The following is a 26,031-nucleotide window of genomic DNA, read 5'->3' on the forward strand; positions in this document are numbered from 1 at the left end:
GGACCGAAGTGTCAGAACGACTGATCGATGTGGCCGGCCGGGGCATTCGAGTTGTGATCGCCGTTCTGATACTGGCTGTAGGTGTCGGTGCCATTGGGGACGGTCGGGTTGGTGTCTGCGGCGGCGACGGGTGCCACCACGAGTGCCCCGCCGACCGCGGCGATGGACAACCACACGGTGACGCGCTTCAGGGTGTTCTTCATGGTCGGGGCTCGCTTTCGGGGTGGTCGGGGTGGGGTCGGGATCAGTGATTGCGGTAGAGCAGGATGCCCCAGTTGCCGCCGAACGGCTGCTGCAGTTGGCCGGCCTCCTGAGCGGCCGGACCCGGGGTCGCCACGATCTGGGCGTTCCCGTTGCTCTGCGTGACGGTGGCATCGGTGGGCAGGGTGGCGGCGGCCGCGGTCGGCGCGGCGACGATGGCCAGGGCCGCGGCTGCCGTCGCGGCCAGCGGGATGATCCGGGTGCGGGTGATATGCATTGTCCTCTACCAGCTTTCGGTGTTCTGATGACTTCTCTTGGCCGTGTCCGGCTGTCCTTTACATTGCTCCGGAACGTCGCGGGTGTCGTCATGGCCAGCGCCCAAATACGGGGTAGGGCTAGCTGCAATAGGAGCCCCCTGTCAGCGGGCCAGGGGCTGATTCACAGGAGTGCCCGCGATGAAGGCCGGTGGACAGGCAAGATGAACGCAACGAGCGGCACGTCCGGCGTCTGAGGGCACGGCGGCTATGGGGTCGAGACGAACAGGACATACGTGGACGCAGTAGGCGCTACCGAGGGGACGCGTGTCGTCATCGCCGACGACGACGTGCTACTTCGGGAAGGTGTGGCGAGCCTGTTGACCGGCGCTGGTTTCACCGTCGTCGGGCGGGCCGGTGACAGCGGTGAACTGCTGACCTTGGTCCGGGAGACCGTCCCTGACCTGGTGGTGACGGATATCCGGATGCCGCCGACGCACACGACCGAGGGCCTGGACGCCGCCAAGGTGATCCGCGGTGAGCTACCGAACGTGGCGATCCTGGTGCTGTCGGCGCACGTCGATGTCGAGCATGCGATGGAACTGCTCGGCGGCGGCCAGCGCATCGGCTACCTGCTCAAGAGCCGCGTCATCGATGTGACCGACTTCCTCGAGACGCTGCACCGCATCACGGGCGGCGCCTCGGTGGTGGATCCCGCCCTCGTGCAAGAACTGTTCGCGGCGCAGCGCCGGGAGGACCCGCTGGCCGTGTTGACCGAACGTGAGCACGAGGTGCTGGCCTTGATGGCGGAGGGCCGCTCGAACGCCGGTATCGCTCATCAGCTCTGGGTGACCGAAGGCACCGTCGAGAAGCACGTGCGCAGCATTCTCAGCAAGCTGAACCTGCCCGACACGGGTGAGGATCACCGTCGGGTGCTGGCGGTCATCACCTTCCTGGATTCGCGCTGAACCGCAGGCCGCTCAGCGCCCAGACGGTCACGTAGGCCAACCCGAAGAACGCGGCGACCGCCAGCCCGACCCCGGTGGATTGCACGTAGGACAGCGGCGAGCGCACCCACTCGAACGTGGCGGCGACGACGGCGTGCGGCCGGGTGACCAGGTCCCAGGAATTCCACCGCTGAAACCGGCCGATGACCACGCCGATCGCACACAGACCCACGGACACCACCACGGTCAGCCAACCCCAGATCGGACCGAATTCGCGATCGATGCGCTTGTGCACCAGCAGTAACGACACGGTGCCCAGCAAGATGCCGGTCCACGCGGCGAACCCGTATTGCAGGACGTGGCGCCACAGCTCGTCCTGCTCGCCCAGATGCACCAGGTCGGTGACGAGATACGGCGCGTTCGGCAGGAACGCCAGCCAGCCCAACCCCAGCGGAAGCAGCCACCGGCGCCGGGATACCGCGGCGAAGGCGCCGGCGAAGAGCATCGGAATCCAGGCCAGGAACATGTTCCAGACCAGGAACCACGTCGGGTAGGACAGCGGCGCTGCCGGATCGGTGATCCCGAGAACGAGGGTCAGGGCGGTCGTGGCGAGCAGAGCGGCGACCAGCAGGTACCCGCGGAAATCGATCACCTGACCAGTGTGCCTGCAATTTTGTGGGCACTTCATGGGTTGAGGTTTAGCCGCGCCGGTTGCGGGTATGCCAATGGCAGCGGGCAGCACGCGTGCCCCAGTTGACCGAGCGATGCCACGGAGGGGAGCAGTCCTTGACGGACCCGAGGTACAACTTAATACGGCGGATTCGGCGCCGCGCGGCGATCGGCGCGGGCGTGACCATCGTGGTGGTCCCACGGTGTGAGCGCCGCGCGAACACCCTCGCCAATCAGGCGGTGGCACAGACTTTTTGACGACGTTGGTCGGCTACCGCGCAACGCGGTAGCCGACCAACTGGAATCAGCGCTACGAAATCGATTGGAAATCAACGAAAAACTCCAGATGACGGTGCCGGAGTACGGCTTGTGTGCCAGGTGTTTTCGTGGCCGTCAATCAGATCGCTGCAGGCTCGGCGAGCAAACACAGTGCAGCAGAGCATATTTGACCGATCCTTACGTCGGCGGTGATCATCGGGTACGGTGAAACCGGAGACGTCCACCAAGGGAGCTGACTTTCCACCATGTGCGGCATTGCCGGCGAAATCGCCTGGGGCCGTGGTGCTGATCTGGCGGCAGTTGCCGCCATGACCGACCGTTTGGCATCGCGGGGCCCGGACAGTAGCGGACTGTGGGTGCGGGACGGGGTGGCACTCGGCCACCGGCGCCTGGCTATCATCGATCTGTCCAGTCACGGACATCAACCCATGCACGATCCGGAGCTCGGCCTCACCGTCGTTTTCAACGGGTGCATCTACAACTATCCCCAACTGCGCCAGGAACTTTCGGGCAAAGGGTACCGCTTCTTCTCGCACAGTGACACCGAGGTGGTGCTGAAGGGATATCAGGAGTGGGGTGAGCGGGTCGTCGAGCACCTCTACGGGATGTTCGCGTTCGCCGTCGCGGAAATCGAGTCGGGCCGGGTGCTGCTGGCGCGCGACCGCCTCGGGGTCAAACCCCTGTACTGGTGTGAGGCCGCCGGGGGAGCGATGCGTTTCGCGTCGTCGCTGCCTGCCCTGGTGGCTGCGGGCGGAGTCGACACCGAACTCGATCCCGTTGCGCTGCAACACTATCTGAGCTTTCACTCGGTTGTGCCCGCACCGCGCACCATCCTGCGTGGTGTGCAGAAGCTGCCGCCGGGCACCATCATGCGCATCGAACCCGATGGGAAGCGCACTGAAACGACCTACTGGGAACCCATTTTCGAGCGGTCGCTCGAGCGGGCCGACTGGACCGCGGACGACTGGCGGGACGCCGTATTGGCGTCACTTCGCACCGCGGTAGAACGCCGCCTGGTCGCCGACGTGCCGGTGGGTTGCCTGTTGTCCGGTGGCCTGGATTCCAGCTTGATCGTCGGTCTGCTCGCCGAGGCCGGCCAACACGGGCTGGCCACGTTCTCCATCGGCTTCGAGGCCGCAGGCGGCGAGGAAGGCGACGAGTTCAAGTACTCGGACGTCATCGCCCGCCAATTCGACACCGACCACCACCAGATTCGCGTCGACTCGTCACGCATGCTGCCCGCCCTCTCCGGGGCGATCGACGCCATGAGCGAGCCGATGATGAGCCACGACTGCGTGGCGTTCTACCTGCTGTCGCAGGAAGTCAGTCAGCACGTGAAGGTCGTGCAGTCCGGGCAGGGCGCCGACGAGATCTTCGCCGGCTATCACTGGTACCCACCGATGGCGAGCGCGGTCGACAACGATCCACTCGACGCGTTGCGTCGCTACCGCAGCGCATTCTTCGACCGCAGTCATGAGGCGGTCAACCGGCTGCTGCAGCCACACTGGCAACTCGAGCACGATTCCGCGGGTGCGTTCGTCCTGCAGAACTTCAGCCAGCCGGGAGCGGCCACCGCGACCGATCGGGCGCTGCGGCTGGACACCACCGTCATGCTCGTCGACGACCCGGTCAAGCGGGTCGACAACATGACCATGGCGTGGGGCCTGGAAGGCCGCGTGCCGTTCCTCGACCACGAGCTGGTCGAGCTGGCGGCGGCCTGCCCGCCGGAATTCAAGACCGCGCAAGGCGGCAAGGGCGTGCTGAAAGAGGCTGCGCGCAAGGTCATTCCGGCCGAGGTCATCGACCGCCCCAAGGGCTATTTCCCGGTGCCCGCGCTCAAGCACCTGGCCGGGCCCTACCTGGACCTCGTCGGCGACGCGCTGCACAGCCGGGCCGCGCGCGACCGGGGGCTGTTCGCCCCCGGTGTCGTCACCGAGATGTTCGCCGATCCCAACGGCAATCTCACACCGCTGCGCGGAAATCCGTTGTGGCAGATCGGATTGCTGGAACTCTGGCTGGCCCAGCACATCGACGGGGCGGTGTGGTCATGACAGCGGGAGCCGACGAGGTAGCCGAAGGCGTCGTACAGGACATGGGCTGGGGGCGGCTGGTCTTCGGTCAGACGTTCCACGACCCCGACGAGTTCGGCACCGCGCTGCGGGAGGAAGGCAGCGGGCGCCGCGACATCGGGATGTATCTCGACGCGCCGCACGTGTTCGTCGCGCTGCACCCCCACGAGTTCTTCATCGACCCGAGTTTCACGTACCGGCTCGACCTGACGAAGCCGATGCAGTTCCGGCCACCCGATGTGCCGGGATTGTCAGTCCGCCAGGTGAATTCAGTCGACGACTGCGTCGCGATCAACCACATCTACGTGCGGTGTCACATGGTGCCGGCCGACAGCGACCTGATGTGGACCAACAGCCAGTCAGCACCGCAGGTGGTGTACCTGGTCGCCGTCGATGACCAGACCGGTCAGGTTGTCGGCACGGTGACCGGCATCGATCACAGCCAGCTGTTCGGCGATGAGGAGAACGGCTCCAGTCTGTGGTGCCTGGCGGTCGAGCCGACCGCCACCCGGCCCGGCACCGGCGGCCTGCTGGTGCGGTCGCTGATCGAGGAGTTCATCCGGCGGGGACGGGCCCAGATGGACCTGTCGGTGCTGCACAACAACGACGGCGCGATCGCGCTGTACGAGCGCATCGGTTTCACACGGGTGCCCGCAGCGCTCGGGATCAAACGCAAGAACGCGATCAACGAGCCGCTGTTCGCTCCGGTGAAGCCGGAAGAGCAACTGGCACACCTGAACCCGTATGCGCGCATCATCGCCGACGAGGCGATCCTGCGGGGCATCGCGGTCGACGTGCTCGACGCGCAAGGAGGCTACCTTCGGCTCACCCACGGCGGCACCAGCGTCGTCACCCGCGAATCGCTGTCCGAGCTGACCAGCGCCGTGGCGATGAGCCGGTGTGACGACAAGCGCGTCGCCCGCTCGGTCGTCGCGGACGCGGGTATCCGCGTACCGGAAGGCTGCACGGCGACTTTCACCGACGAAGACTGCAGATTCCTGGAGAAGGTGGGGTCCGCCGTCGTCAAACCGGCCCGTGGCGAACAGGGCGCGGGCATCACCGTCGGGGTCACCAGAGCCGATGACCTGAACCGCGCCATCGGGCTCGCCATGCAGCACTGCCCCGATGTTCTCATCGAAGAGCGTTGCGAGGGAGAGGATTTACGCGTCGTCGTCATCGACGGCAAGGTGATCGCCGCGGCCATCCGCCGGCCACCCGAGGTGATCGGCACCGGTACCCACACCATCCGCCAGCTGATCGAAGCGCAGAGCCGGCGCCGCTCGGTGGCCACGCACGGGGAATCGGCGATTCCGCTGGACACCATCACCGACGACACCGTGCACAAGGAAGGCTGGCAGCTGGAGGACGTGCTGCCTGCGAACGAACGACTGGTTGTGCGCCACACGGCGAACCTGCACACCGGCGGGACCATTCACGACGTCACCGACGATCTCAACCCCATGCTGGCGAAAGTGGCGGTGGACGCGGCGGAGGCGATCGAGATTCCGGTGACCGGAATCGACCTGATCGTGCCGACGGTGCGAGGCGAGGAGTACGTGTTCATCGAAGCGAACGAGCGACCAGGCCTGGCCAATCACGAGCCGCGCCCGACCGCGCAGGCATTCATCGATCTGCTGTTCCCGCGTACCGCGGCCACGCCGTGGGCCTGGCATCCCGACCCGATCGAGCAGCGCTGATGGCTGAGTTCGACGACGCCGTAGGCCCTCGGATGTCGGTGGACGACCGGGGCTGGATGGTCGACACGCTCTTGGCGCTGCTGCAGACGCCGAGCCCGTCGGGACGTACCGACGCGGTGATGCAACTGATCGGCCAGATCCTGACCAAACTCGGTGTGCCGTTCACGCTGACCCGCCGCGGCGCGCTGATCGCCGAACTGCCGGGACGGTCGCAGACGACAGACCGCGCCATCGTGGTGCACTCGGACACCATCGGCTGCATGGTGCGCGAACTCAAGGACAACGGCCGGCTTGCGCTCGTGCCCGTCGGTACCTTCTCGGCACGATTCGCCACCGGTGCCCGGGTCCGGATCCTGCCCGACGACGCCGACCGATTCTTCACCGGAACGGTGATGCCGCTCAAGGCAAGTGGTCATGCGTTCGGTGACGAGATCGACACCCAGCCGACCAGTTGGGACGACGTCGAAGTCCGGGTCGATCGCAATGTGACATCGCGCGCGGACCTCGAGCAGTTGGGCTTGAACGTCGGGGACTTCGTCGCACTGGTGGCCAGCCCTGAGCTGACCGAAGACGGCTTCGTCGTCTCCCGGCACCTCGACGGCAAGGCCGGCGTGGCCATTGCCTTGACGCTGGCCAAGGTCATCGCCGAGCGCAACATCGTGCTGCCGCATCGGACGACGCTCATGGTGACCATCACCGAGGAAGTCGGCCACGGTGCCAGCCACGGACTGCCACCCGACGTGGCGGAACTGGTGTCCGTCGACAACGCGGTGTGCGCGCCCGGCCAGCAGTCGCTCGAACATGGCGTCACCATTCCGATGGCCGACATGCACGGACCGTTCGACTACTACCTGACCCGCAAGTTGTGCCGGTTGGCCCAGGAGAAGGGAATCACCTACGCCCGCGACATCTTTCGGTACTACCGGTCGGATGTCGCGGCCGCCATCGAGGCCGGCGCCGCCACCCGCGCGGCGCTCGTGGGATTCGGGCTCGACGGCAGTCACGGCTGGGAACGCACCCATCTCGATTCGCTCGAAGCCACGTACCTGCTGCTGTACGGCTGGCTCCAGACGCCATTGACGTTCGAGATGTGGGACGCACAGCCGTTCGGCGACCTGGAAGATTTTCCCGCCGAACAGGCCGTGGCCAGCGAGCAATGGGTGCCGCTGTCGCGCGGCGACTTCGCGGACCCCGGGACGGCGTCACAAGGGCATCACTGGCCACCCGAGGACGGCAGCGGGGACGGGTAGCCGGCGTTTACTTCGGCGCGGACTGGGCAGTAGTACCGGGATACACCCGGGCCAGACATAAAAGGGGGATCGCATGACACCTGTGTCGACGACTGCCAGAGATGACGTCATCGACTACGTCAAGGCTCAGCACCTGACCACGCGCCGCCTGTTCGACAAGACGCTGCACGCGCAGGACGCCATCCAGCGTCAGCAGTATTTCGCGGAACTGCGCGCGGCACTGACCGCCCAAGAAGTGACCGAGGAGCTGCTGGTGCACCCGCGGGTACGGCGCGGGCGCGTGGTCGAGTCGCTGCGCGGCGAAGCGGACGACACCAAGGAGCAGCTGGACCACGTGAAGCAGCTGGACCTGACATCCGCGGAATTCGAGACCGCGTTGACCGACCTGCAGCAGGCCACCGAGGACCACACACAACGCGTCGAAGCAGAAGAATTTCCGCTGCTGACGGGTCGGTGATGTCGAGAGTCTTCGACATGTAACGCGAGCCAGTCTAAACCGGCAGGGCTTCAATCACCCGGCACCGGCGCGATCGACCGCAAGCCGAACTGCCAACGCTCGGTGTTTGCCGACGGCTTGGCGCCGTCGTCTCCGGCCTGGGCGCAATGGTCGCAGCAGTACGGGATGCCGTCGACTCGCAACGCGTGGCCCAGGATTCGACAGCCGCAGTGCCGACACGTCGGGGCCACCATGGTGGCCATGCACTCGATGCAGTCGAAGCTGGCGCTGCGGCCGTTCCAGTTGACGGTGAACGACTGATCGCAATCTGTTCCGCAGGTAATACACACCGCCATCGAAAAATGCACTTCCTGTCAGTGTTTTTCGGATGTTGCTTTCGCCGGTTCGTTGGATACCCCGGGCCGTTGCCGGCCAAACCTGTTCTGGCAGAAAAGTTTCTTCGGTCTGACCAGCCGTTATCGATGGTCGGCGGCGAGTAGCGGTGGTGTCACGCTGTGATCAGCGGTATGGTCGATTACAGCGCCCATGCGGCGCAGTCGCTTAGACCGAAGCGACGCCAGCTGAGCGCCACCGGTACGGTGTGCGGCCGCGGTCCAGATCAGGGCCCGGCTGAGTGAACACCGGGTGGCGGTCGACTACGGCAGATTGCCGGTCCACCTTGACTGGTGGAAACAATGCGTATGCCACGGCGCCGAGCAGATGCTCGGAGAGCCGATTCTTCTCATGCGTGTTGTGGGCCTGTGGAAGGCACGTTCATGTCAACCTTGTTGCTGGAGAAGCGCTTACCTGAAAAGACCCGGTATTCCGATGAGTACGCGGACGTACCGGATATGGTGGCGAAGCTACGCACACTCCCGGCGGAATCCGACGAATTCATGAGGCAGCGCGACCGCATCGTGCTGCGGTGTTGCCCGCTGGCGGACCGGCTGGCCCGCCACTTCGACGGCAAGGGCGAAAACCTCGACGATCTGATCCAGGTTGCCCGAGTCGGTTTGATCCAGGCGGTCAACCGCTTCGACCCCAATAATGGGGCAGCCTTCGTCGCGTTTGCCGTCCCGACGATCATGGGGGAGTTGCGCCGCCACTTCCGGGACTATGGCTGGAAAGTCCACGTGCCGAGGAGCATCCGAGATATCCGTCAGCAAATCAAAGGTGTGACAACAGAATTGACGCAGCGGCTGGGTCGTACGCCGAACGCCGGCGAACTGGCCGAGGCGTTGGGCGTTGCGCCGGAACAGATCACAGAAGGACTCTTGGCGGCCAATGCCTATCAGCCGCAGTCCCTCGACACGCCCGTCGTCGACAACGATGACAATCCGCAGTCACTTTCCGACGTACTCGGTGATGTCGACGACGGGTTCGAGCGGGTCACCGAGCGCGAATCGGTCAAGCCGGTGCTGGAAGCTCTGCCGGTTCGTGAGCAACGGATCCTCTACCTGCGATTCTTCGCATCGAAGACGCAGCGCCAGATCGCCGACACGATCGGCGTCTCGCAGATGCACGTCTCGCGGATTCTCGATCGGACCCTGCGGGAAGTTCGGGAGCAGGTTGCGCAGGCCTGACAGCACGTGGCGCACAGCTGACGGCGCTCGGGCATAACGGGTTACGATGAATCAGGTCCGGATTTCACGGGCTGGATACGACTATGCCCGAGCGCCGAGTGACGGATATGACCGATACGGATATCGACAGTCGTGAGTCGTGGGAGGTGGCCGCTGTCTTCAGCGGCGGGGAAAACCAGCGTGTCGGCAAGTTTCATTACTTCGTCGCCGATCAGCGCTGGGTGTGGTCGGACCAGGTGGCCCGCATGCACGGATATGAGCCGGGGGCGGCCCAACCCACGACCGAATTGTTGTTGAGCCATCAGCATCCTGACGATCGGGCGAAAGTCGCGGAGGTGCTGGATCGGGTCAAGCGGGGCGGCCAGTTCAGCAGCCGGCACCGGATAATCGATGCCTCCGGCTGCACACGGTGGTTGGTCGTCGTCGGTGACCGGATGACGGACGAGTCCGGTCATGTGATCGGGACCGAAGGGTTCTACGTCGACGTCACCGAGAGTGTGCAGTCGGACGTCACCAAGGCCATGTCCCGCGTCGTGGAATCACGTGCGCTGATCGAGCAAGCCAAGGGCGTGCTCATGGTGACCTATGGCGTCGACGCCGACCGCGCGTTCGACATCCTGAAATGGCGGTCGCAGGCGACGCAGGTGAAGCTCAAGACCGTGGCCGCCGAGTTCCTCGATGCGCTGATGCGACAGGGACTTTCGCCCGAGAGCACCAGCGCTGTCGACCGGCTGCTGGTCGCCGATACGGGGCTCGCCGACGACTAGCCGTGGCCGCCGCCGCAGCCGACTCCGGGAATGCAGCCGCTGCCACCGGGAATGCCGCCCGGGCCGGCGTTGACACCCCCGGAACCGCAGGCCGGGCCGTACTGGGTGGGTATACAGCCGGCACCTCCCGGGCCGCCTCCAGGGCCACCGTTGACGCCGCCGGAACCGCACTGGCCGTTGACGCAGCCGCTGCCGCCCGGGCCGTCATTGTCGGCCGGTTGTAACGGATAGCTGGTCAAGACCGGGTTGTTGCCGACGGTGCTCGACACGATATCGGCTGCTACGAACGGGGCGGCCACGCCAGCCGATGCAAACGCGCCGGCCGCCAGGAATGGAATCACCTTGTTACTGAACATGTCTAGTGCATAACCGGCATCCGGCGCGGTCAAACGTCGGGTTGGCGGATGGATTCGTAAATCAGTGGTCCTGGCACGCGACGAAGCTATTACTACGTTGTGTCGTAGCTCACCTTCGTTAAAACTTGCATCGATCATGCTTATTTAAATAGGCTGGTTGACAGGTGGAGGACGGGTATCGGGGAATCTTCGATCCAGGTCGCGCCAGCGCAGTCACGACGAAGTGAGAGGTTCTGCCATGTTGTCTACAGTCCAGTTGTCGCCGGCCCACGCCGAGGTCGTCACGGCCACGCTGCCGGTGGTCGGCGGTGCGATCGGCGAGATCACGCCGGTCTTCTACCGCCGGTTGTTCGCGGCGCATCCCGAGTTGGAGCGGGATCTGTTCAACCGCGGCAATCAGGCAAACGGGTCGCAGCAGAAGGCGCTGGCCGGATCGGTCGCGATGTATGCCACGTTGCTCGTCGATCCTGACGCTCCCGGCGCGGACGTCATCGAACGGATCGCGCACAAGCACGCGTCCCTGGGTGTGGCACCCGAGCAATACCCGGTGGTCTATGAGCACCTGTTCGCGGCGATCGTCGAGGTACTCGGCGCGGACGTCGTCACCGCCGATGTCGCCGAGGCGTGGACTGCGGTCTATTGGTCGATGGCCGACACGCTGATCGGCCGTGAACGCGAACTGTACGAGGCGGCCGGAACGGACCCGGAACATGTCTGGATGCCGGTCCGGGTGGTCGAACGGGTACAGCAGTCGCCGCTCACCGTGGCCTTCGGCCTCGCCGCTGCCGATGGCGCCGAACTCCCTGATTTCGCTCCGGGACAATACATTTCGGTGGCGGTCCAGCTGCCCGACGGGGCCCGCCAGATTCGTCAGTACAGCCTGTCGCACGCCGGAGTCGACGACCGATGGCGCATCTCGGTGCGTCGGGATGGCGCGGTGTCGTCATACCTGCACGAGTACGTGTTCGAAGGCGACGTGCTGCAGGTGTCACACCCGTTCGGTGACATCACCCTCGACAGTCCCGCGGACACCCCGCTGCTGCTGATCTCGGCAGGCATCGGGATCACCCCCGTGCTGGGCATGCTCTATTTCATCGCGGCCGAGCAGCCGGGACGCTCCGTGACCGTGGTGCACTGCGACCGCACCCGTGCCAGTCACGCGCACCGCGCGGAACTGGCCGACCTGGTCGCGCAGATTCCGGGCGCGACGCTGCATACCTGGTACGACGGGCTGCCTGACGGCTATCCGCTGACCGCACCCGACCGGCGCGGCCGAATCGACCTCAGCGCCATCGACTTCCGCTCTGACGCCAACGTCTACATCTGTGGTCCGACACCGTTCATGGAAGCGGCGGTCCGGCAGCTCGGGGACGCGGGCGTGCCGCGTGACCGCGTCTGGTTCGAAGCGTTCAGCCCGCTGGCCGCCTAGCCTCGCTGCCAATGAGTACTGCCACAGCGATCCAGGTTGTCATCACCTTCGTCTGGTTGGGGATGGTGCTCGCCATCTCCTTCCTGGAGGCGCCGCTCAAATTCCGGGCACCGAACGTCACCCTGCCGATCGGGCTAGGCATCGGGCGGCTGGTGTTCCGGGCGCTCAACACCGTCGAGCTGGCGTTCGCGGCGGGAATTGTGCTGGCGGCCTTGGTGAGTCGGCCTGCCGCAGCCGTCACCACCGCGTTCGCCGTGGCCGTGGGGGCGTTGGCCGTGCAGCTGGTCGCCGTGCGTCCCGGGCTGAATCGCCGGTCGGATGAGGTGCTGGCGGGCCGCGTCGGCCCCCGCTCACGTGGTCACTATTTCTACGTGGCACTGGAGTTGATCAAGGTCGTCGCACTCCTGGTCGCCGGCGTCTGTTTGCTCTGACAGCATGTCGGTGGGGCTACGTAGCCTGGGGTCATGAAGCAGCAAGTGCACTTCTTCACGTTGGCCACCGTTGATCTCGATGCGACCCGGCAGTTCTACACCGCGCTCGGCTGGACGCCGACGCTCGATGTGCCGGGGGAGATCATCTTCTATCAGACGGCGCCGGGCCAGCTGCTCGGCTTCTTCCTCGCGGAGAAGTTCAACGCCGACCTAGCACAGGCCGCTGACCACTCACAGGTCAGCGGAATCACGTTGGCGCACAACGTCGACAGCCAAGACGAGGTCATCGAGCTGGCGGCGGCTATGACCGGCGCGGGCGGCACCACCCTCAAGCCGCCGCAGCCCGGGCAGTTCGGCGGGGTGTTCCACGCGCACATCCAGGATCCGAACGGCGTGATCTGGGAGATCGCGCACAACCCGGGGTGGCGCATCAATGCCGACGGCGCCGTCAGCTTGGGCTAGCCCCGGGCTACATCTTGATGGCGGGCAAGAGCCGGATCAGGTTCCAGGTCCGGTTTCGGCGGGCGCACAGGCTCGAAATGCCCAGTGCGCCAATCCAAATACACACCAGCACGATGATCGCGTGCCACAGGCGGCCGTCGATGCCGCCCAGGATCAACTGACGAAGTCCGTTGACGCCGAACGTCATCGGATCGAACGAGTGCAGCACCTGGAAGGGTCTGGCCGTCGTCTCGACCGGGTACATGCCGCCGGCACTGACCATCTGCAGCATCAGCAGCGCCATGATCAGCACTCGTCCCACCGCCGGTCCGACCAGGGCGTTGATGGCCTGTGTCGCGGCCACGAAGGCCAGCGAGATCAGCATCATGAAGCCCAGCATCGCCACCGGATGCGACACCTGCATGCCGAGACCGAATCGCACCACGCAGTACAGGATGATCGACTGCCCCACGGCGAGCGCCGCGGCCGGCAGGTAGCTCGCGAGTACCACCCGGATTGCCAGCACCTCGGCCGCGATCGGGCGGTTCTGCAAGGGCCGCAACACCATCCACAGCACGAGCGCGCCGAAGAACAGCGCCAGCGTCAGGAAGAACGGGGCCATGCCGGTGGCGAAGTTGGGGGCGCCGTTCTCGTGTGAGGACTCCAGGTGCACCGGACCGCCGATGGTGTCGGCGATGGCCTCTTTCTGCTGCTCGGTCCAGGTCGGCACCTGCTTGGCACCGTCACCGAGCTTGGTGGCCAGTTCGTGCGAACCGTCCTTGAGTTGGGTGGTGCCGGACTTCAACTGGCGCGCCCCGTCATCGAGTTGCACGATGCCGCCGGCCAATTGCGCATTTCCGGTGGCCAGTTGCTGGGCGCCGTTGCGCAGCTGGTTGAGCTTGTCGGTCAGCTGCTGACCGCTGCCGCCCACCTGATCGAGCGCCGTCCGCAGCGGGCTGCCGGGGGAGCGCAGCGTCTCGGTCATCGAGATCGCCGCATTGCGCCCATCGGTGATCTGCTGACGGATCTGTGGCGTGAACTGATGGCCGTTCAACTGGTCCTGGACGCCGCGCAGGGTGTTCACGGCGCCGATCGACACCGGATCCTGATTCACCGAAAGTTGTTGGATCACCGAGCCGATCGCCGCGGCCGCCGTGTCCTGCGCGGTGGCCAGCGCACCGGCCTGATCGGCCGCCTGCTCCAGTGCCGTCGCGCTCTGCTGCAGCTGGTCGGTGCTGCCGCCGACCTGCGACAGGGCTTTGGTCACCTTCAACAACGGATCGGTGGCCTGGTTGATGCCGGTGGAGAGCTGCTTGGCGCCCGCGGAGAGCTTGGCCGAGCCGGAGCGCGCGTCGCTCAGGCCGCTCGACAATTTGCCCGCGCCGGTATCGACCTGCGCCGCGCCGTCGGCCAGTTTCTGCGCCCCGTCGGCGGCCTGCTTGATGCCGGTGCCGGACGAAACCACCACGGACAGAATCTGATTGACCGCCTGGCCCGAGATGCGGGTGGACACCGCGTTGAGTACCTGGCTGGTGGCCGTGCGCCCGATGGTCGAGGAGATGTAGTTGTTGGCATCGTTGTACACCGCGATCAGCTGGGCCTTCTTCGGATCGCCGGTGACCGGTGAGGCGATGGCCTCACTGAAGTCCTCCGGCAGCTCCAGCATGAAGTAGTACTTGCCGTGCTCGACGCCGTCGCGCGCATCCTTGTCGTTCACGACATGCCAATCCAGGCTCTTGTCGGCCGTAAGGCTCCTGGCGATCTCGTCGCCCGCGTTGACGTGGACGCCCTCGACGACGGCGCCGCGGTCGGCGTTCACCAGTGCCACCGGCATCTTGTTGACCTGGCCGAACGGATCCCAGAACGCCCACAGGTACAGGGCGCCGTACACCAGCGGCAGCAGCATCAGCACCACGATCGCCGCGCGCGTCATGCGGCTGCGGCCGAATCGCTTGATCTCCGAGCCGAATGCGAGTCCAGCAAGCATGGGGTCAGGCCCTTTCGGTCTGGGTGCGAAGGTCGTGCAGAGCGTGTGGCGGCGCGTCGTCGCCCAGCGGGTTGGTCACCCCGACGACGACGGTGCGGTGTTCGGCCAGGGCGCCGAGCCGCTGTACGGCGACGGCCCGGCGCTCGTTGTCGCGCACCTGCTCGAGGTCGCCGACGATCAAAACGGGCCGGTCCGACATGAGCGCCAAGGTGATACGCAGCAGGAAGAGCTCCAGATCGGACAGCTCGATGATGAAGGTCTTCGGCGACAGCAGGGGAATGTCGTCCCCAAAGACCGCCGTCATCTCCGGTGTGTCGGACTGGACCGGCACCCAGGCCGGGAACGGTGACACCCAGCGGCGCTGCTCGGTGAGCACGGTCTGGACCGTGACCATGTCCTCGAGATCGTCGATGTCCTCGAAGGCCGCGATCGCGCAGTGCTTGCGGATCGCACGCGGTCCCGTCGCCCCGTTGACGGTGACGGTGCCCTTGGTCGGCTTGAGCCGGCCGGCGAGCGACAGCAACAGGGTGTGCTGGGCCGGCCCGCCGGGCATCTGGATGGCGTGGAACCCGGGCCGCAGTTCCAGGTCGACATCAGAGAAGAGCGGGCCATGCTCGCCGACGACGCTGAGGCCCTGCGCGGTGATCACCGGCGGGGTGTCCGCCGTGTCGAGGGCGGCCGTCGTCTCGTCGTCCATTGCTGCTCATCTCCGGGGTCGAAGTAACGATGGCCAGTAAATCAGCGTGGCAAGGGAAATCTGCCGTTAGCGGGCATCCGGGGGTTGTGATGTCACGCCGAATCCGGGGCGAGATGACATGGCAGGCACAGACATGCCTGCAGACCTCGCGGATCGCTTCCAGGTAGTGTCTGTGCGACTCGCCACTCGACGTCTGTCAAGAACATAATTCTTTGATTCGGGGATCGTCGATTTCGTGTACGAGAGTCTCATTGTTATCGTCCCGTTATGCATCGCTTCGGGGGCGTCCTAGCCGCGTGTCTACTCATCGTTTCTGTGCTGGCGGGAATGCCCGCTGCCCACGCGGACGGCGACGAGCCGCAGTACGCCGAGTTCTATCTGCCGCCGGATCCGCTGCCGCCGGGCCGGCCCGGTGATCTGATCCGGACCGAACCGTCGCGCCTGGTGCTCGAACCGTCGGGCCAGCTCGGCGCGATCATGGCCACCGGGACCCGGATCATGTATCGCAGCACCGATGCCAGGGGAAACCCGGTCGCGGTCACCGGCACCTACTTCGAGCCCGACAACGACTGGCCTGGCAAGGGACCCCGGCCGCTGATCAGTTACGCGGTGGGGACGCAGGGTCAGGGCAACCAGTGCGCGCCGTCGCGGCAGTTCAACCAGGGCATCCACTACTCGGGTGGCTGGGACATCATGGTCAACTACGAAGAGGCGTTCATCGCCACCATGGTGGCCCGCGGTTTCGCGATCGTGATGACCGATTACGAGGGCCTCGGCACCCCCGGGATGCACACGTACGTCAACCGCGTCGCCGAGGCCGCGGCGGTGCTCGACGCCGCCCGGGCCGCCAAGAAACTCCCGGGCACCTCGTTGGATCCCAATGGGCCGGTTGCCTTCTGGGGCTATTCGCAAGGCGGCGGCGCCGCGGCATCGGCGGCGGAGTTGGCGTCCTCCTATGCACCTGACCTGCACGTCGTCGGCACCTACGCCGGGGCTCCGGTGGCCGACCTCAAAGAGCTGTTCCCGTACACCGACGGCAGCGCGCTGGTCGGCGTGGTCGGCTACGCGCTCAACGGCGAGATCTACGCGTACCCGGAGTTCGCCGACCTGATTCGTTCCAAGCTCACCCAGCGCGGCAAGGACATGCTCGAGAGTGTCTCGCGGCAGTGCGTGGGGCAGACCATCGTCGACTTCATGTTCCGGCACCTGCAGCCGTACTTCACCGAAGACATCAACGTGCTGATCGGGGAAGAGCCGTTCAAGACACTGTTCGAGATGCAGAAGCTGGGCAAGTACAAGCCCAACGCCCCGGTGCTGATCAACAGCAACCGATACGACCCGCTCGTGCCGTGGACCGCGGCCAACCAGCTGGGCCGCGACTGGTGCGACAAGGGCGCCGACATCGAGTTCCGCACCAACGAGGAACCGCCGTTCCTGAACAAGCTCGTGATCAACCATGCCCTGCCGATGCTGGTCGACGGTGAGCCGGCGATGCAGTGGATCGCCGCGCGGTTCAACGGTGAGCCCACGTCGCCGAACTGCGGGACGTACTGAGCCGGAGGCTCAGTCGCGCTCGCCGGCCGCAGATGCGCGGATCACCCGATCGCGGCCGCGGTTCTTCGCCTCGTACATCGCCACGTCGGCGCGGTGGATGGCCGAGCGCAACCCGGCCTTGTGCCCGAGCTGGGAGACCCCGATGCTCACCGTTCCGGCGAGGACAACGTCGTTGTGGCTGAAGGTCGCGGCGGCGAACGCCACCCGGAGCCGGTCGGCGATGACCGCCGCCTGACTTTCATCGACGCCCGGCAGCATGGCGCAGAATTCTTCGCCGCCGATCCGGGCCAGCAGGTCGCCGCTGCGCAGGTTCGACCGTGCCACGGACGCGAATTCGGCCAGCAGCCGGTCGCCGGCCTCGTGCCCGAAGACGTCGTTGACGGCCTTGAATTCGTCCAGGTCCATCACGATGACCGAGCACCGGAGCTGCCGCGCGACGCATTCCTCGGCGAGCCGCTGCGCTTGGATCATGAACCCGGCGCGGTTGAGGGTGCAGGTGAGGGAGTCGAGCATGGCCGCGTCGGCTAGTTGGTCCTCGAGCCGTTCCCACCCCATCAGCGACAGACACAGGTTGATGGCCATGACGGTGAATGCGAAGAACAGCATCGGCAGCGACACGAGCGGGGTGGTCGTGGCGAACTGCACGGCGCCGGTATCGAGATGCAGGCTGACCGCGCGCCCGACCGTCGCCGCGGCCGCGACGACGTACAGGCCGATCAGGATGCGCCGCGAAGCCAGGCGCTCGACGCGCTGGGCCTTGATGCCGTCGATGACGCTCAGCGCGAAATATCCGGCCAGCACCAGGGCCGTGAGCGACACGCGGGCCGGGATGCTGGTGGTGAACGGCGGTATCAGTTGGAATGCAACCAAGACGGCCAGCGGCCCGGCCGCCATCGCCCGGCCGCGGATGGGTTGCCCGTTGAAAGCGCACAGGCCGCCCCAGATCAACGACCAACAGGTGACGAGCAGGATGTTGGCGACCGTCACCGACAACACCTCGGGTACCAACCCGCGGGCGCTCAGGAGTCCGGCGCCGAGGGCACCTGCGAAGTTGCCCGCGCCCCAGAGCTGGACTGCGGGGTGTCTCCGCTTACCGGCGCCCACCCAGACATGCAGCAACCCGAAAACCAGGGCGGTCATCGAGACGACCATCCACAGGGTGCGCACGTCGGGGTTCATGTCGCGCTATCGCCTGCGCCCGGGGCACGCGGCGTCGGGAGCGGCTGGGGCATAGCGCAAACTTACTCGCCGCTGCCGACGGCTGTCGCCGGCATTGGGTAGGGTCCAGCCCGTGAATTTGAGCGTCAAGTCTGTCGTCAAGTCCGTGAACGCCCGTCTCGCCGAAGAGCTGGCCGTTGCCGAGGGGCAGGTCGACGCCGCGGTACGGCTGCTGGACGAGGGTGCGACGGTGCCGTTCATCGCTCGGTACCGCAAGGAAGTCACCGGCAGCCTGGACGACGGTCAGCTCCGCACCCTCGAGGAGCGGCTGCGTTACCTGCGCGAACTGGATCAGCGGCGCGACGCGGTGCTGGCCTCGATCGAGGAACAGGGCAAGCTGACCGACGAGCTGAAGGCGGCGCTGCTGGCCGCGGAGACGAAGGCTCGGGTCGAGGACATCTACCTGCCGTACAAGCCCAAGCGGCGGACCAAGGCGCAGATCGCCCGCGAGGCAGGCCTGGAGCCGTTGGCGGACCGGCTGCTCGCCGACCCGACGCTCAACCCCGACGAAGTCGCCGCCGAATTCCTGGCCGAGGAGGTGGCGGACGTCGCCGCCGCGCTCGACGGGGCCCGCCACATCCTGGTGGAGCGGGTGTCCGAGGACGCCGAGCTGGTCGGTGCGGTGCGCGAGAAGTTCTGGGCCGACGGCGCGCTGAGCACCAAACCATGGTCCGAGGAAGCGGCGAAAAGCCCTGCCGCGCAGAAGTTCCGCGACTACTTCGAGTACTCCGAGCCGTTGGAGGCCATGCCCTCGCACCGCGTGCTCGCGGTGTTGCGCGGTGAGAAGGAAGAAGCGCTGTCGCTCAACTTCGACGGTGGCGACGACGCGCTGTACCAGGCCATGATCGCCCAGTCGCTCGGGGTGGACATGGGTGCCGGCGGCGCGGCCACGCCATGGCTGACCGCGACGGTCGGCTGGGCCTGGCGCACCAAGCTGATGTTCTCGGCGGCCGTCGACGCCCGGATCCGGCTGCGGCAGCGCGCCGAGGAGGACGCCGTCGCCGTGTTCGCCAAGAACCTCAAGGACCTGCTGCTGGCCGCGCCCGCCGGTACCCGCGCCACGCTGGGACTCGATCCCGGGTTCCGCACCGGCGTCAAGGTGGCGGTGGTGGACGGCACCGGAAAGGTCGTCGACACCTGCGCGATCTTCCCGCATCAGCCGCAGAACAAGTGGGACGCTGCCAAAGCGACGCTGGCGGCCCTGGTCGCGCGGCACAACGTCGAGCTGATCGCCATCGGCAACGGCACCGCGTCGCGCGAAACCGATGCGCTGGCAACCGAACTCATCGCGGACCTCAAGGCGGCCGGGGCTTCAGGTCCCTCGCGGCTGCCGACCAAGGCGATGGTCAGCGAGGCCGGGGCGTCGGTGTACTCGGCGTCGGCCTACGCCGCGCACGAGCTGCCCGAGCTGGACGTCACGCTGCGCGGCGCGGTGTCGATCGCCCGTCGTCTCCAGGACCCACTCGCCGAACTCGTCAAGATCGAACCGAAGTCCATCGGCGTCGGGCAGTACCAGCACGACGTGACGCCCGGGACCCTGGCCCGCAGCCTGGACGCGGTGGTCGAGGATGCCGTGAACGCGGTCGGTGTCGACCTCAACACGGCCTCCGTGCCGCTGCTGGCCAAGGTGTCCGGCGTGACCGAGTCGCTGGCCGAGTCGATCGTTTCGCACCGTGACAACACCGGGCCGTTCCGCAGCCGCAGCGGCCTGCTCGACGTTCCGCGCCTGGGGCCCAAGGCTTTTGAGCAGTGCGCCGGCTTCCTGCGGATCCGCGAAGGCGACGACCCGCTCGACGCCTCGGGCGTGCACCCCGAGGCCTACCCGGTGGTGCGCCGGATCCTGGACCGCGCAGGCGTCACCCTTGCCGAGCTGATCGGCGACGAGCGCAAGCTCCGGGCGCTCAAGCCGGGCGACTTCGCCGACGACCGATTCGGCATCCCCACCGTGACCGACATCCTGGGCGAGCTGGAGAAGCCCGGCCGTGACCCGCGGCCCGCGTTCTCCACCGCAACCTTCGCCGCCGGCGTCGAGAAGGTGTCCGACCTCAAGGTCGGCATGGTGCTGGAGGGCGTGGTGACGAACGTGGCCGCGTTCGGTGCCTTCGTGGACGTGGGTGTGCACCAGGACGGTCTGGTGCACGTCTCGGCGATGGCCGACCGCTTCGTCTCCGACCCGCACGAAGTGGTCAAGTCCGGTCAGGTCGTCAAGGTCAAGGTGCTCGAGGTCGATGTCGAGCGGCAGCGGATCGGGCTGACCCTGCGGTTGAACGACGATCCGCAGCGCCCCCGCGACGGCAAGCGGCCCGAGCAGGGCAGCGGCCCCCGGCGCGACGGTGGCGGTCAGCCGCGCGGCCGCGATGGCGGCAACCGTGGCGGCAATGGCAGTGGCGGTGGCGGTGGCCAGAACCGCGGTCAGAACCAGGATCGCGGACGTAATCCACAGCGCGGCAACGCCGGTGGCCGCCGGGAGGCCGCGCCGTCGGGTTCGATGGCCGAAGCCCTGCGCAAGGCGGGCTTCGGCAAGTAGCCCGGGCTTGCTTCTGCGTTGACATTGCGTTGGCGCACAAGAAGTTCGAGTAGCGGTGACCCTGTTCGCAGGGTCATCGCCATGTCGGCATTGATCCTGCGGGCAGCGCGTGAAATCTCGAGTGCGCAGCGCCCTGGCCGCAGGCTCAACGCGCCGATGCGGTAGCTGATCAGGAATCGAGAAGCGCGGCTGATCGACGCCCGGTTAGCGTGTGGGTATGCCCAGCAGAACACATGCCGCTGACAGTCATGACCTGATCCGAGTGGTCGGTGCGCGGGAGAACAACCTCAAGGACATCAGCGTCGAGATCCCGAAACGGCGCCTGACGGTGTTCACCGGGGTGTCCGGGTCCGGCAAGAGCTCGCTGGTCTTCGACACCATCGCCGCCGAATCGCAACGGCTGATCAACGAGACCTACAGCGCGTTCGTCCAGGGATTCATGCCGTCGCAGGCCCGCCCCGACGTCGACGTGCTCGAGGGATTGACCACCGCGATCATCGTCGACCAGGAGCGGATGGGTTCGGACCCGCGCTCCACCGTCGGCACAGCCACCGACACGGGCGCCCTGCTGCGAATCCTGTTCAGCCGCATCGGGGAACCGAACATCGGTTCCCCGCAGGCGTTTTCGTTCAACGTCGCCTCGATCAGTGGTGCCGGCGCGGTGACCATGGAACGCGCCGGACGCACCGTCAAGGAGCGTCGTGATTTCAACATCGTGGGCGGCATGTGCCTGCGGTGCGAGGGCCGTGGCTCGGTCAATGACATCGACCTCACCGCGCTCTACGACGACAGTAAGACGATCAACGAGGGCGCGATCACCATTCCCGGCTTCAGCATCGAGGGCTGGTACGGCCGAATCTTCAACGGCTGCGGCTTCTTCGACCCCGACAAGCCGATTCGCAAGTTCACCAAGAAGGAACTGGATGCCCTGCTGCACAAGGAAGCGACCAAGATCAAGGTCGACGGCGTCAACCTCACCTACCTGGGCCTCATCCCGCAGATCAAGAAGTCGTTCCTGAGCAAGGACGTCGAAGCGATGCAGCCGCATATCCGGGCGTTCGTCGAGAGAGCGGTGACTTTCACGACCTGCCACGAGTGCGAGGGGACCCGACTCTCGGAGTTGGCTCGCTCAGCAAAGATCAAGGGCGTCAACATCGCTGAGGCATGCGCCATGCAGATCACCGACCTGGCCGAGTGGGTCGGGGCGCTGGCCGATGACAAGCGCCTCGGCGCCGGGGTGGCGCCGCTGGTGGCGGCGTTGCGGCACACGCTCGACTCGTTCGTCGGGATCGGTCTCGGGTATCTGTCCCTCGCCCGGCCCGCCGGCACCCTGTCCGGCGGAGAAGCGCAGCGAGTCAAGATGATTCGTCATCTCGGCTCGGCGCTGACCGACGTCACCTACGTGTTCGACGAGCCGACCATCGGACTGCACCCGCACGACATCACCCGCATGAATGAACTGCTGATCCAGTTGCGGGACAAGGGAAATACCGTGCTGGTCGTCGAACACAAGCCGGAAGTGATCGGCATCGCCGACCATGTGGTGGATCTCGGCCCCGAGGCCGGCTCCGGCGGCGGCCAAGTGGTCTACGAAGGCACGGTGAAGGGCCTGCGCAGCAGCGGCAGCATCACCGGCCGGCACCTGGACGACCGGGCATCGCTGAAGGAGACAGTGCGGGAAGTCAACGGGGCCTTGGAAATTCGCGGTGCAGACACGAACAATCTGCAGGACGTCGACGTGGACATTCCGCTCGGCGTGCTCGCTGTGATCACGGGTGTGGCGGGTTCGGGCAAGAGCTCGCTGATCGACGGTTCGGTGGCCGGCCGCGACGGCGTCGTCGCCATCGATCAGGCGCCGATCCGGGGATCGCGACGGAGCAATCCGGCCACCTACACGGGACTGCTCGACCACATCCGTAAGGCGTTCGCGAAAGCCAACAACGTCAAACCCGCACTGTTCAGCTCGAATTCGGAGGGCGCCTGCCCGGCCTGCAACGGAGCCGGGGTCATCTACACCGACCTGGGGGTGATGGCGACCGTCGAGTCCCGCTGTGAAGAGTGCGAAGGCCGACGGTTCGGGGCCTCGGTGCTCGAATACACCCTCGGCGGCCAGAATATCGCCGAAGTGCTGGCCATGCCGGTCGCCGACGCGGAGAAGTTCTTCTCCGACGGCGACGCACAGGTGCCCGCGGCGCAGAAAATCCTGGCGCGGATGGTTGACGTCGGGCTGGGCTATCTGACGCTGGGGCAGCCGCTGACCACGCTGTCCGGTGGAGAACGGCAACGCCTCAAGCTTGCGACGCAAATGGGGGAGAAGGGCGACGTCTACATCCTGGACGAGCCCACCACCGGCCTGCACCTCGCCGATGTCGAGCAACTGCTGGCGCTGCTGGACCGGATCGTCGACGGTGGCAAGTCCGTCATCGTCATCGAGCATCACCAGGCCGTCATGGCACACGCCGACTGGATCGTCGACCTGGGTCCCGGCGCAGGTCATGACGGTGGCCGGGTGATCTTCGAGGGTTCTCCTGCGGACCTGGTGGCCGCCGGCAACACGCTGACCGGGTCGCACCTGGCCGAGTACGTCAAATAGCAGTCAGGGCTGCGACCGCTGAGCGGTCGCAGCCCTGACTGTGAAACAGAGGGGTCGTTGAACGGTTAGACAGGCATCTCCGGGCCCTCGGGGGCCGGAGCGGGAGCCTCGGGAGCCGGCGCAGGGGCCTCAGGGGCGGGCGCGAAGTTGGCGGCCTGGATGATCTCCGGAGCCGGGATGTCGGCCGGGCCGGCCGGGGGCGCCAGCGGCGCGTCCAGCGGGCCATCCAAGGGCAGGTCGGCGGGGATGTCCTCACCCGGGGCCAGCGGCAGGTGCATGTGGTGGGTGAACTGGCGCTGGAAGGCGCCGCCGCCACCGACGCGGACGCCACCGCCCTCGCCGCTCGACACCGGGGTGCCGTCGGGCAGGGTCACGGCCGTGTGGCCGCCGTTCCAGCCGATGTTCAGGGCGCCGGGCGCGGTGCCGGGCAGGAAGCCACGGGCACGCAGGGCGGCCTCTTCGTTGCCGGTGTTGAACCGGTTGCCGTAGACGGGACGGCCGGTGGCGGCGTTGGCCACCCAAGACGCCAATCCTGAGCAGTCGGTGCCGCGTGCCGAGTCTCCGCCGGAGATGTACGGCGTACCCGAAACCTGGTTGACCAAAGCCAACAGCGATGCGGTCGCAATAGCAAACATGACGATGAACGCTAGCAACGAAAAATCGCGCTGGTCAAAATACTGTGTCTGCCATCACGTTTCGCGAATCGTGTGGTGTGCGTTACATGTATGTTTATTCGCATCTTCTTGGGGCAGAGGCGATTTCATGTATTCGCAGGTGAATACGCAAAACATACTGCCATACACAGCTTTTCCGCAAATGCAAGGTCGCGAGGCACGTTGCGGAGCTGTAACCAGCTAATTCTGCGGGCGGCTATCGGGGCCTCTGCGAGGTTTTTGCGCCGGAATCTGGTGTGGACAGATGGATCCGTGTCGACATCTGCCGTTCATCTGGACCGGTCAAGTGGCGCGGCTTTCTGACGCCCCTGTGGCGCATGTGGCTTGGGGTGTCGGCCCTCAGTTCAGAGTCGGCTCAGGCCGTTGACCCTGCGTGTGTGGCGCAGAAGTTCGAGTAGCCTGCGCCGTCAGTTCAGGGTCAACGCCGATACCGGTACTCAGTCTGTTCACTCTGCGCCTACGGTGAGCCGATGTGGATGTCCCGGTCCCGGTTCGAGCTGCGCGAAGAGGTGCCGGGGGCGCCTGACGACGTCCGTACCTTCTATACAGATCTCAACAACATGAAGCTGGTGCACCCGCTCGTGGTGGCAGTGGACCGGGTGGGCGATCGGCAGGACGCCCGCGGCCACCACCGCGACTACCGGGTGCGGGACCGCATCCCGTTCGGGCCGCTCCGCCTGGCGGTGACCTATCGCGCGACAGTGCTGATCGCGCCCGACGGTGTCGTGCACACCGAGGCGCGCCAGTTTCCGAAAGTGCGGCTCACCGGCACCGTCACCTTCGTGCCTGCCGGCGCGGGCACCACGGTCACCGAGACAGTAGATATAGCAGCGCCCCGGCCGCTCGCGGCCTTCACTGCCGAGCAGGCCGAAAAAGCGCACGCGGCGATGCTGGCGGCCATTCGGCGCCACTTCGAGAAAAGCCGGACGTGACCGTCCGTGGAGTCGGCTGATGGCGCCTAGCTGTGCCGCGTCAACCGCGCGTCAGCTGGGGAAGAACCCGTCACCGGTCTTGAAACCGGGCTGCCAGCCCTGCGGGCCCAGGCACAGCAGCGGGCGGCCGTCCGGAGCCTGCGCCGCGGTCTGCGGCCCCGGGCACGGAGAACCGATGTCCTTCACACCCTGGATCGCATAGGAGTAGCCCCAGAAACCGGTGTCGACCGGCGGCCACTGGTTCGGGATCCAGTGGCAGGCCATCGATGCGCCGCCCGGCCCACGGCCGAAGATGAAGATGTCGTGGCTGTCGCAGGGTGCGCCGTTGACCGCCTGGTAGTTCATGCCAGGGACGTCGGTGGGGTACCGGCCGGGATCGTCGTTGCCGCCCAGCGCCGGATCGGCGCTCGCGAACGGTGCCAGCCCGATGGCGGTTCCGGCGATCGCTGCGGCCACCGTCAGTACCCGAAACATCCTGGTCATCTCCCCTCGCACTGCTGCCACACGACAATGTGGCAAAGCGTAGCGTGTCAGCCGCGTCGCCGGGGATATTGTCGGCAGGTCAATATCAGTGCGGTTCGTGCCGCGGTGTCTGGTCGTCCTCGGGCGGCGGTGCGGCCTGCCCCGCCTGCTCGGGCGCATCCAACACGCTCACCCCTATCCCGTACGGCAGGAACCTGACCTTGCGGGAGGGGTCGGTGTTGTTCTTGTTGGCCCGCAGGGCCTCCAGCTCGGAGGGATAGACCTCCTCGACGTGGGCCCCGCCGTCCGTGGCCACGGTGTACACCACCCACACCCCGTCGCCGGTGTCGCCGGTGGTCTCGGGTTGTGTGGCGTGCCGTGGCGTCCGGGTCAGGTCGTTGACCACATTGGCCCAGGCAGCGCCGCGGCCGAGGCGGTCGAATACGCCACGGATGCCCTCGCCCGTCTCTCGCAGGACACGATCGAACTCTTCGGGATCGATGCCGAACGGACCGCTGTTACTCATACCGACAAGTGTGCGCGACATCGGCGACATCTGCCACGACCATCCCCTCGCA

25 protein-coding genes are annotated in these 26,031 nt (G+C 66.3%); 14 read left to right on the top strand and 11 right to left on the bottom strand.

All coding sequences use genetic code 11. The features are described 5' to 3' along the window. Nucleotides 1-11: 11 nt before the first annotated feature. Both ACNO8X_RS15105 and ACNO8X_RS15110 read right to left on the bottom strand, forming a co-directional pair. Nucleotides 12-203, bottom strand: coding sequence for a hypothetical protein (locus ACNO8X_RS15105; RefSeq protein WP_133762700.1), 192 nt, complete (start codon nt 201-203; stop codon nt 12-14). A gap of 41 nt (nt 204-244) precedes the next feature. Further along, on the bottom strand, nt 245-478 hold the full coding sequence (locus tag ACNO8X_RS15110) for a hypothetical protein (protein WP_418001653.1): 234 nt from the start codon (nt 476-478) through the stop codon (nt 245-247). A gap of 273 nt (nt 479-751) precedes the next feature. On the opposite strand from ACNO8X_RS15110, the gene ACNO8X_RS15115 reads away from it, so the two are divergent. Next, a complete protein-coding gene (locus ACNO8X_RS15115) occupies nt 752-1,423 on the top strand; it encodes a response regulator (RefSeq protein WP_418001654.1) in 672 nt (223 codons plus the stop codon). Here the strand turns inward: ACNO8X_RS15115 and ACNO8X_RS15120 are convergent. Then, complete coding sequence (locus ACNO8X_RS15120; protein WP_133762697.1) at nt 1,401-2,054, bottom strand: DUF1361 domain-containing protein; 654 nt, start codon at nt 2,052-2,054, stop codon at nt 1,401-1,403. The genes ACNO8X_RS15115 and ACNO8X_RS15120 overlap by 23 nt on opposite strands. A gap of 541 nt (nt 2,055-2,595) precedes the next feature. Between ACNO8X_RS15120 and ACNO8X_RS15125 the strand changes: the two genes are divergently transcribed. The 4 genes from ACNO8X_RS15125 (at nt 2,596) to ACNO8X_RS15140 (ending at nt 7,823) form a co-directional block, all read left to right on the top strand. Next, the gene (locus tag ACNO8X_RS15125) at nt 2,596-4,401 is read left to right on the top strand and encodes an N-acetylglutaminylglutamine amidotransferase (protein WP_418001655.1); all 1,806 of its coding nucleotides are present in this window, start codon (nt 2,596-2,598) and stop codon (nt 4,399-4,401) included. Beyond that, nucleotides 4,398-6,116, top strand: a complete 1,719-nt coding sequence (gene ngg / locus ACNO8X_RS15130) for an N-acetylglutaminylglutamine synthetase (protein WP_418001656.1) — start codon at nt 4,398-4,400, stop codon at nt 6,114-6,116. The genes ACNO8X_RS15125 and ngg overlap by 4 nt, the downstream gene beginning before the upstream one ends. After that, on the top strand, nt 6,116-7,366 hold the full coding sequence (locus ACNO8X_RS15135) for an osmoprotectant NAGGN system M42 family peptidase (protein WP_418001657.1): 1,251 nt from the start codon (nt 6,116-6,118) through the stop codon (nt 7,364-7,366). Before ngg ends, ACNO8X_RS15135 begins: the two co-directional genes overlap by 1 nt. A gap of 73 nt (nt 7,367-7,439) precedes the next feature. Beyond that, nucleotides 7,440-7,823, top strand: coding sequence for a hemerythrin domain-containing protein (locus ACNO8X_RS15140; RefSeq protein ID WP_418001658.1), 384 nt, complete (start codon nt 7,440-7,442; stop codon nt 7,821-7,823). 50 nt (nt 7,824-7,873) lie between these two features. On the opposite strand, the gene ACNO8X_RS15145 is transcribed toward ACNO8X_RS15140, so the two are convergent. Beyond that, nucleotides 7,874-8,158 (bottom strand): hypothetical protein, encoded by a 285-nt coding sequence (locus tag ACNO8X_RS15145; RefSeq protein WP_418001659.1) that lies wholly within the window; start codon nt 8,156-8,158, stop codon nt 7,874-7,876. Nucleotides 8,159-8,578: 420 nt separating this feature from the next. On the opposite strand from ACNO8X_RS15145, the gene ACNO8X_RS15150 reads away from it, so the two are divergent. Together ACNO8X_RS15150 and ACNO8X_RS15155 are read left to right on the top strand one after the other, a co-directional pair. After that, nucleotides 8,579-9,385, top strand: a complete 807-nt coding sequence (locus ACNO8X_RS15150; RefSeq protein WP_418001660.1) for a SigB/SigF/SigG family RNA polymerase sigma factor — start codon at nt 8,579-8,581, stop codon at nt 9,383-9,385. 107 nt (nt 9,386-9,492) lie between these two features. After that, a complete protein-coding gene (locus tag ACNO8X_RS15155; protein WP_418001661.1) occupies nt 9,493-10,152 on the top strand; it encodes a PAS and ANTAR domain-containing protein in 660 nt (219 codons plus the stop codon). On the opposite strand, the gene ACNO8X_RS15160 is transcribed toward ACNO8X_RS15155, so the two are convergent. After that, nucleotides 10,149-10,508, bottom strand: coding sequence for a PE-PGRS family protein (locus ACNO8X_RS15160; RefSeq protein ID WP_418001662.1), 360 nt, complete (start codon nt 10,506-10,508; stop codon nt 10,149-10,151). The two genes, ACNO8X_RS15155 and ACNO8X_RS15160, sit on opposite strands and share 4 nt — an antisense overlap. A 238-nt stretch (nt 10,509-10,746) precedes the next feature. On the opposite strand from ACNO8X_RS15160, the gene ACNO8X_RS15165 reads away from it, so the two are divergent. The 3 genes from ACNO8X_RS15165 to ACNO8X_RS15175 are packed head-to-tail and all read left to right on the top strand — an operon-like array spanning nt 10,747 to nt 12,830. Continuing rightward, nucleotides 10,747-11,937 (top strand): globin domain-containing protein, encoded by a 1,191-nt coding sequence (locus ACNO8X_RS15165; protein ID WP_418001663.1) that lies wholly within the window; start codon nt 10,747-10,749, stop codon nt 11,935-11,937. 11 nt (nt 11,938-11,948) lie between these two features. Continuing rightward, on the top strand, nt 11,949-12,368 hold the full coding sequence (locus ACNO8X_RS15170; protein WP_418001664.1) for a hypothetical protein: 420 nt from the start codon (nt 11,949-11,951) through the stop codon (nt 12,366-12,368). Nucleotides 12,369-12,401: 33 nt separating this feature from the next. After that, nucleotides 12,402-12,830: a VOC family protein gene (locus ACNO8X_RS15175; protein ID WP_418001665.1), complete on the top strand. Its 429-nt coding sequence runs from the start codon at nt 12,402-12,404 to the stop codon at nt 12,828-12,830. Nucleotides 12,831-12,837: 7 nt separating this feature from the next. On the opposite strand, the gene ACNO8X_RS15180 is transcribed toward ACNO8X_RS15175, so the two are convergent. Together ACNO8X_RS15180 and ACNO8X_RS15185 are read right to left on the bottom strand one after the other, a co-directional pair. Beyond that, nucleotides 12,838-14,796 carry a YhgE/Pip family protein gene (locus tag ACNO8X_RS15180; protein ID WP_418001666.1) on the bottom strand — a complete coding sequence of 653 codons (1,959 nt, stop codon included), beginning with the start codon at nt 14,794-14,796 and terminating at the stop codon, nt 12,838-12,840. 4 nt (nt 14,797-14,800) lie between these two features. Next, complete coding sequence (locus ACNO8X_RS15185; RefSeq protein WP_418001667.1) at nt 14,801-15,493, bottom strand: hypothetical protein; 693 nt, start codon at nt 15,491-15,493, stop codon at nt 14,801-14,803. A 267-nt stretch (nt 15,494-15,760) separates the two neighbouring features. Between ACNO8X_RS15185 and ACNO8X_RS15190 the strand changes: the two genes are divergently transcribed. Then, nucleotides 15,761-17,047: a lipase family protein gene (locus ACNO8X_RS15190; protein ID WP_418001668.1), complete on the top strand. Its 1,287-nt coding sequence runs from the start codon at nt 15,761-15,763 to the stop codon at nt 17,045-17,047. A gap of 9 nt (nt 17,048-17,056) precedes the next feature. Here the strand turns inward: ACNO8X_RS15190 and ACNO8X_RS15195 are convergent, their stop codons facing one another. After that, complete coding sequence (locus ACNO8X_RS15195) at nt 17,057-18,226, bottom strand: GGDEF domain-containing protein (protein ID WP_418001669.1); 1,170 nt, start codon at nt 18,224-18,226, stop codon at nt 17,057-17,059. Between the two features lie 112 nt (nt 18,227-18,338). On the opposite strand from ACNO8X_RS15195, the gene ACNO8X_RS15200 reads away from it, so the two are divergent. Together ACNO8X_RS15200 and ACNO8X_RS15205 are read left to right on the top strand one after the other, a co-directional pair. Further along, nucleotides 18,339-20,792 carry a Tex family protein gene (locus ACNO8X_RS15200; RefSeq protein ID WP_418001670.1) on the top strand — a complete coding sequence of 818 codons (2,454 nt, stop codon included), beginning with the start codon at nt 18,339-18,341 and terminating at the stop codon, nt 20,790-20,792. Nucleotides 20,793-21,009: 217 nt separating this feature from the next. Continuing rightward, nucleotides 21,010-23,385 (top strand): ATP-binding cassette domain-containing protein, encoded by a 2,376-nt coding sequence (locus ACNO8X_RS15205; protein ID WP_418001671.1) that lies wholly within the window; start codon nt 21,010-21,012, stop codon nt 23,383-23,385. 65 nt (nt 23,386-23,450) lie between these two features. Here ACNO8X_RS15205 and ACNO8X_RS15210 read toward each other — a convergent pair whose 3' ends face one another. Beyond that, a complete protein-coding gene (locus ACNO8X_RS15210) occupies nt 23,451-24,020 on the bottom strand; it encodes a peptidoglycan endopeptidase (protein ID WP_418001672.1) in 570 nt (189 codons plus the stop codon). Nucleotides 24,021-24,529: 509 nt separating this feature from the next. On the opposite strand from ACNO8X_RS15210, the gene ACNO8X_RS15215 reads away from it, so the two are divergent. Beyond that, nucleotides 24,530-24,991, top strand: coding sequence for an SRPBCC family protein (locus ACNO8X_RS15215; RefSeq protein ID WP_418001673.1), 462 nt, complete (start codon nt 24,530-24,532; stop codon nt 24,989-24,991). A 51-nt stretch (nt 24,992-25,042) separates the two neighbouring features. Here the strand turns inward: ACNO8X_RS15215 and ACNO8X_RS15220 are convergent, their stop codons facing one another. Next, nucleotides 25,043-25,465 carry a hypothetical protein gene (locus ACNO8X_RS15220; protein ID WP_418005913.1) on the bottom strand — a complete coding sequence of 141 codons (423 nt, stop codon included), beginning with the start codon at nt 25,463-25,465 and terminating at the stop codon, nt 25,043-25,045. 94 nt (nt 25,466-25,559) lie between these two features. Beyond that, entirely contained in the window at nt 25,560-25,979 is a 420-nt protein-coding gene (locus ACNO8X_RS15225; RefSeq protein WP_418001674.1) for a hypothetical protein, read from the bottom strand. Nucleotides 25,980-26,031: the final 52 nt, after the last annotated feature.

The sequence above is a fragment of the Mycobacterium sp. PDNC021 genome (assembly GCF_048282635.1).
In the GTDB taxonomy this organism is placed as follows: domain Bacteria; phylum Actinomycetota; class Actinomycetes; order Mycobacteriales; family Mycobacteriaceae; genus Mycobacterium; species Mycobacterium llatzerense.

Coding starts and splice junctions, on each gene's coding strand:
- ACNO8X_RS15105 (WP_133762700.1), bottom strand. CDS start 203: ATGAAGAACACCCTGAAGCGCGTCACCGTGTGGTTGTCCATCGCCGCG.
- ACNO8X_RS15110 (WP_418001653.1), bottom strand. CDS start 478: ATGCATATCACCCGCACCCGGATCATCCCGCTGGCCGCGACGGCAGCC.
- ACNO8X_RS15125 (WP_418001655.1), top strand. CDS start 2,596: ATGTGCGGCATTGCCGGCGAAATCGCCTGGGGCCGTGGTGCTGATCTG.
- ngg (WP_418001656.1), top strand. CDS start 4,398: ATGACAGCGGGAGCCGACGAGGTAGCCGAAGGCGTCGTACAGGACATG.
- ACNO8X_RS15135 (WP_418001657.1), top strand. CDS start 6,116: ATGGCTGAGTTCGACGACGCCGTAGGCCCTCGGATGTCGGTGGACGAC.
- ACNO8X_RS15140 (WP_418001658.1), top strand. CDS start 7,440: ATGACACCTGTGTCGACGACTGCCAGAGATGACGTCATCGACTACGTC.
- ACNO8X_RS15145 (WP_418001659.1), bottom strand. CDS start 8,158: ATGGCGGTGTGTATTACCTGCGGAACAGATTGCGATCAGTCGTTCACC.
- ACNO8X_RS15150 (WP_418001660.1), top strand. CDS start 8,579: ATGTCAACCTTGTTGCTGGAGAAGCGCTTACCTGAAAAGACCCGGTAT.
- ACNO8X_RS15155 (WP_418001661.1), top strand. CDS start 9,493: ATGACCGATACGGATATCGACAGTCGTGAGTCGTGGGAGGTGGCCGCT.
- ACNO8X_RS15160 (WP_418001662.1), bottom strand. CDS start 10,508: ATGTTCAGTAACAAGGTGATTCCATTCCTGGCGGCCGGCGCGTTTGCA.
- ACNO8X_RS15165 (WP_418001663.1), top strand. CDS start 10,747: ATGTTGTCTACAGTCCAGTTGTCGCCGGCCCACGCCGAGGTCGTCACG.
- ACNO8X_RS15170 (WP_418001664.1), top strand. CDS start 11,949: ATGAGTACTGCCACAGCGATCCAGGTTGTCATCACCTTCGTCTGGTTG.
- ACNO8X_RS15175 (WP_418001665.1), top strand. CDS start 12,402: ATGAAGCAGCAAGTGCACTTCTTCACGTTGGCCACCGTTGATCTCGAT.
- ACNO8X_RS15180 (WP_418001666.1), bottom strand. CDS start 14,796: ATGCTTGCTGGACTCGCATTCGGCTCGGAGATCAAGCGATTCGGCCGC.
- ACNO8X_RS15185 (WP_418001667.1), bottom strand. CDS start 15,493: ATGGACGACGAGACGACGGCCGCCCTCGACACGGCGGACACCCCGCCG.
- ACNO8X_RS15190 (WP_418001668.1), top strand. CDS start 15,761: ATGCATCGCTTCGGGGGCGTCCTAGCCGCGTGTCTACTCATCGTTTCT.
- ACNO8X_RS15195 (WP_418001669.1), bottom strand. CDS start 18,226: ATGAACCCCGACGTGCGCACCCTGTGGATGGTCGTCTCGATGACCGCC.
- ACNO8X_RS15205 (WP_418001671.1), top strand. CDS start 21,010: ATGCCCAGCAGAACACATGCCGCTGACAGTCATGACCTGATCCGAGTG.
- ACNO8X_RS15210 (WP_418001672.1), bottom strand. CDS start 24,020: ATGTTTGCTATTGCGACCGCATCGCTGTTGGCTTTGGTCAACCAGGTT.
- ACNO8X_RS15215 (WP_418001673.1), top strand. CDS start 24,530: ATGTGGATGTCCCGGTCCCGGTTCGAGCTGCGCGAAGAGGTGCCGGGG.
- ACNO8X_RS15220 (WP_418005913.1), bottom strand. CDS start 25,465: ATGTTTCGGGTACTGACGGTGGCCGCAGCGATCGCCGGAACCGCCATC.
- ACNO8X_RS15225 (WP_418001674.1), bottom strand. CDS start 25,979: ATGAGTAACAGCGGTCCGTTCGGCATCGATCCCGAAGAGTTCGATCGT.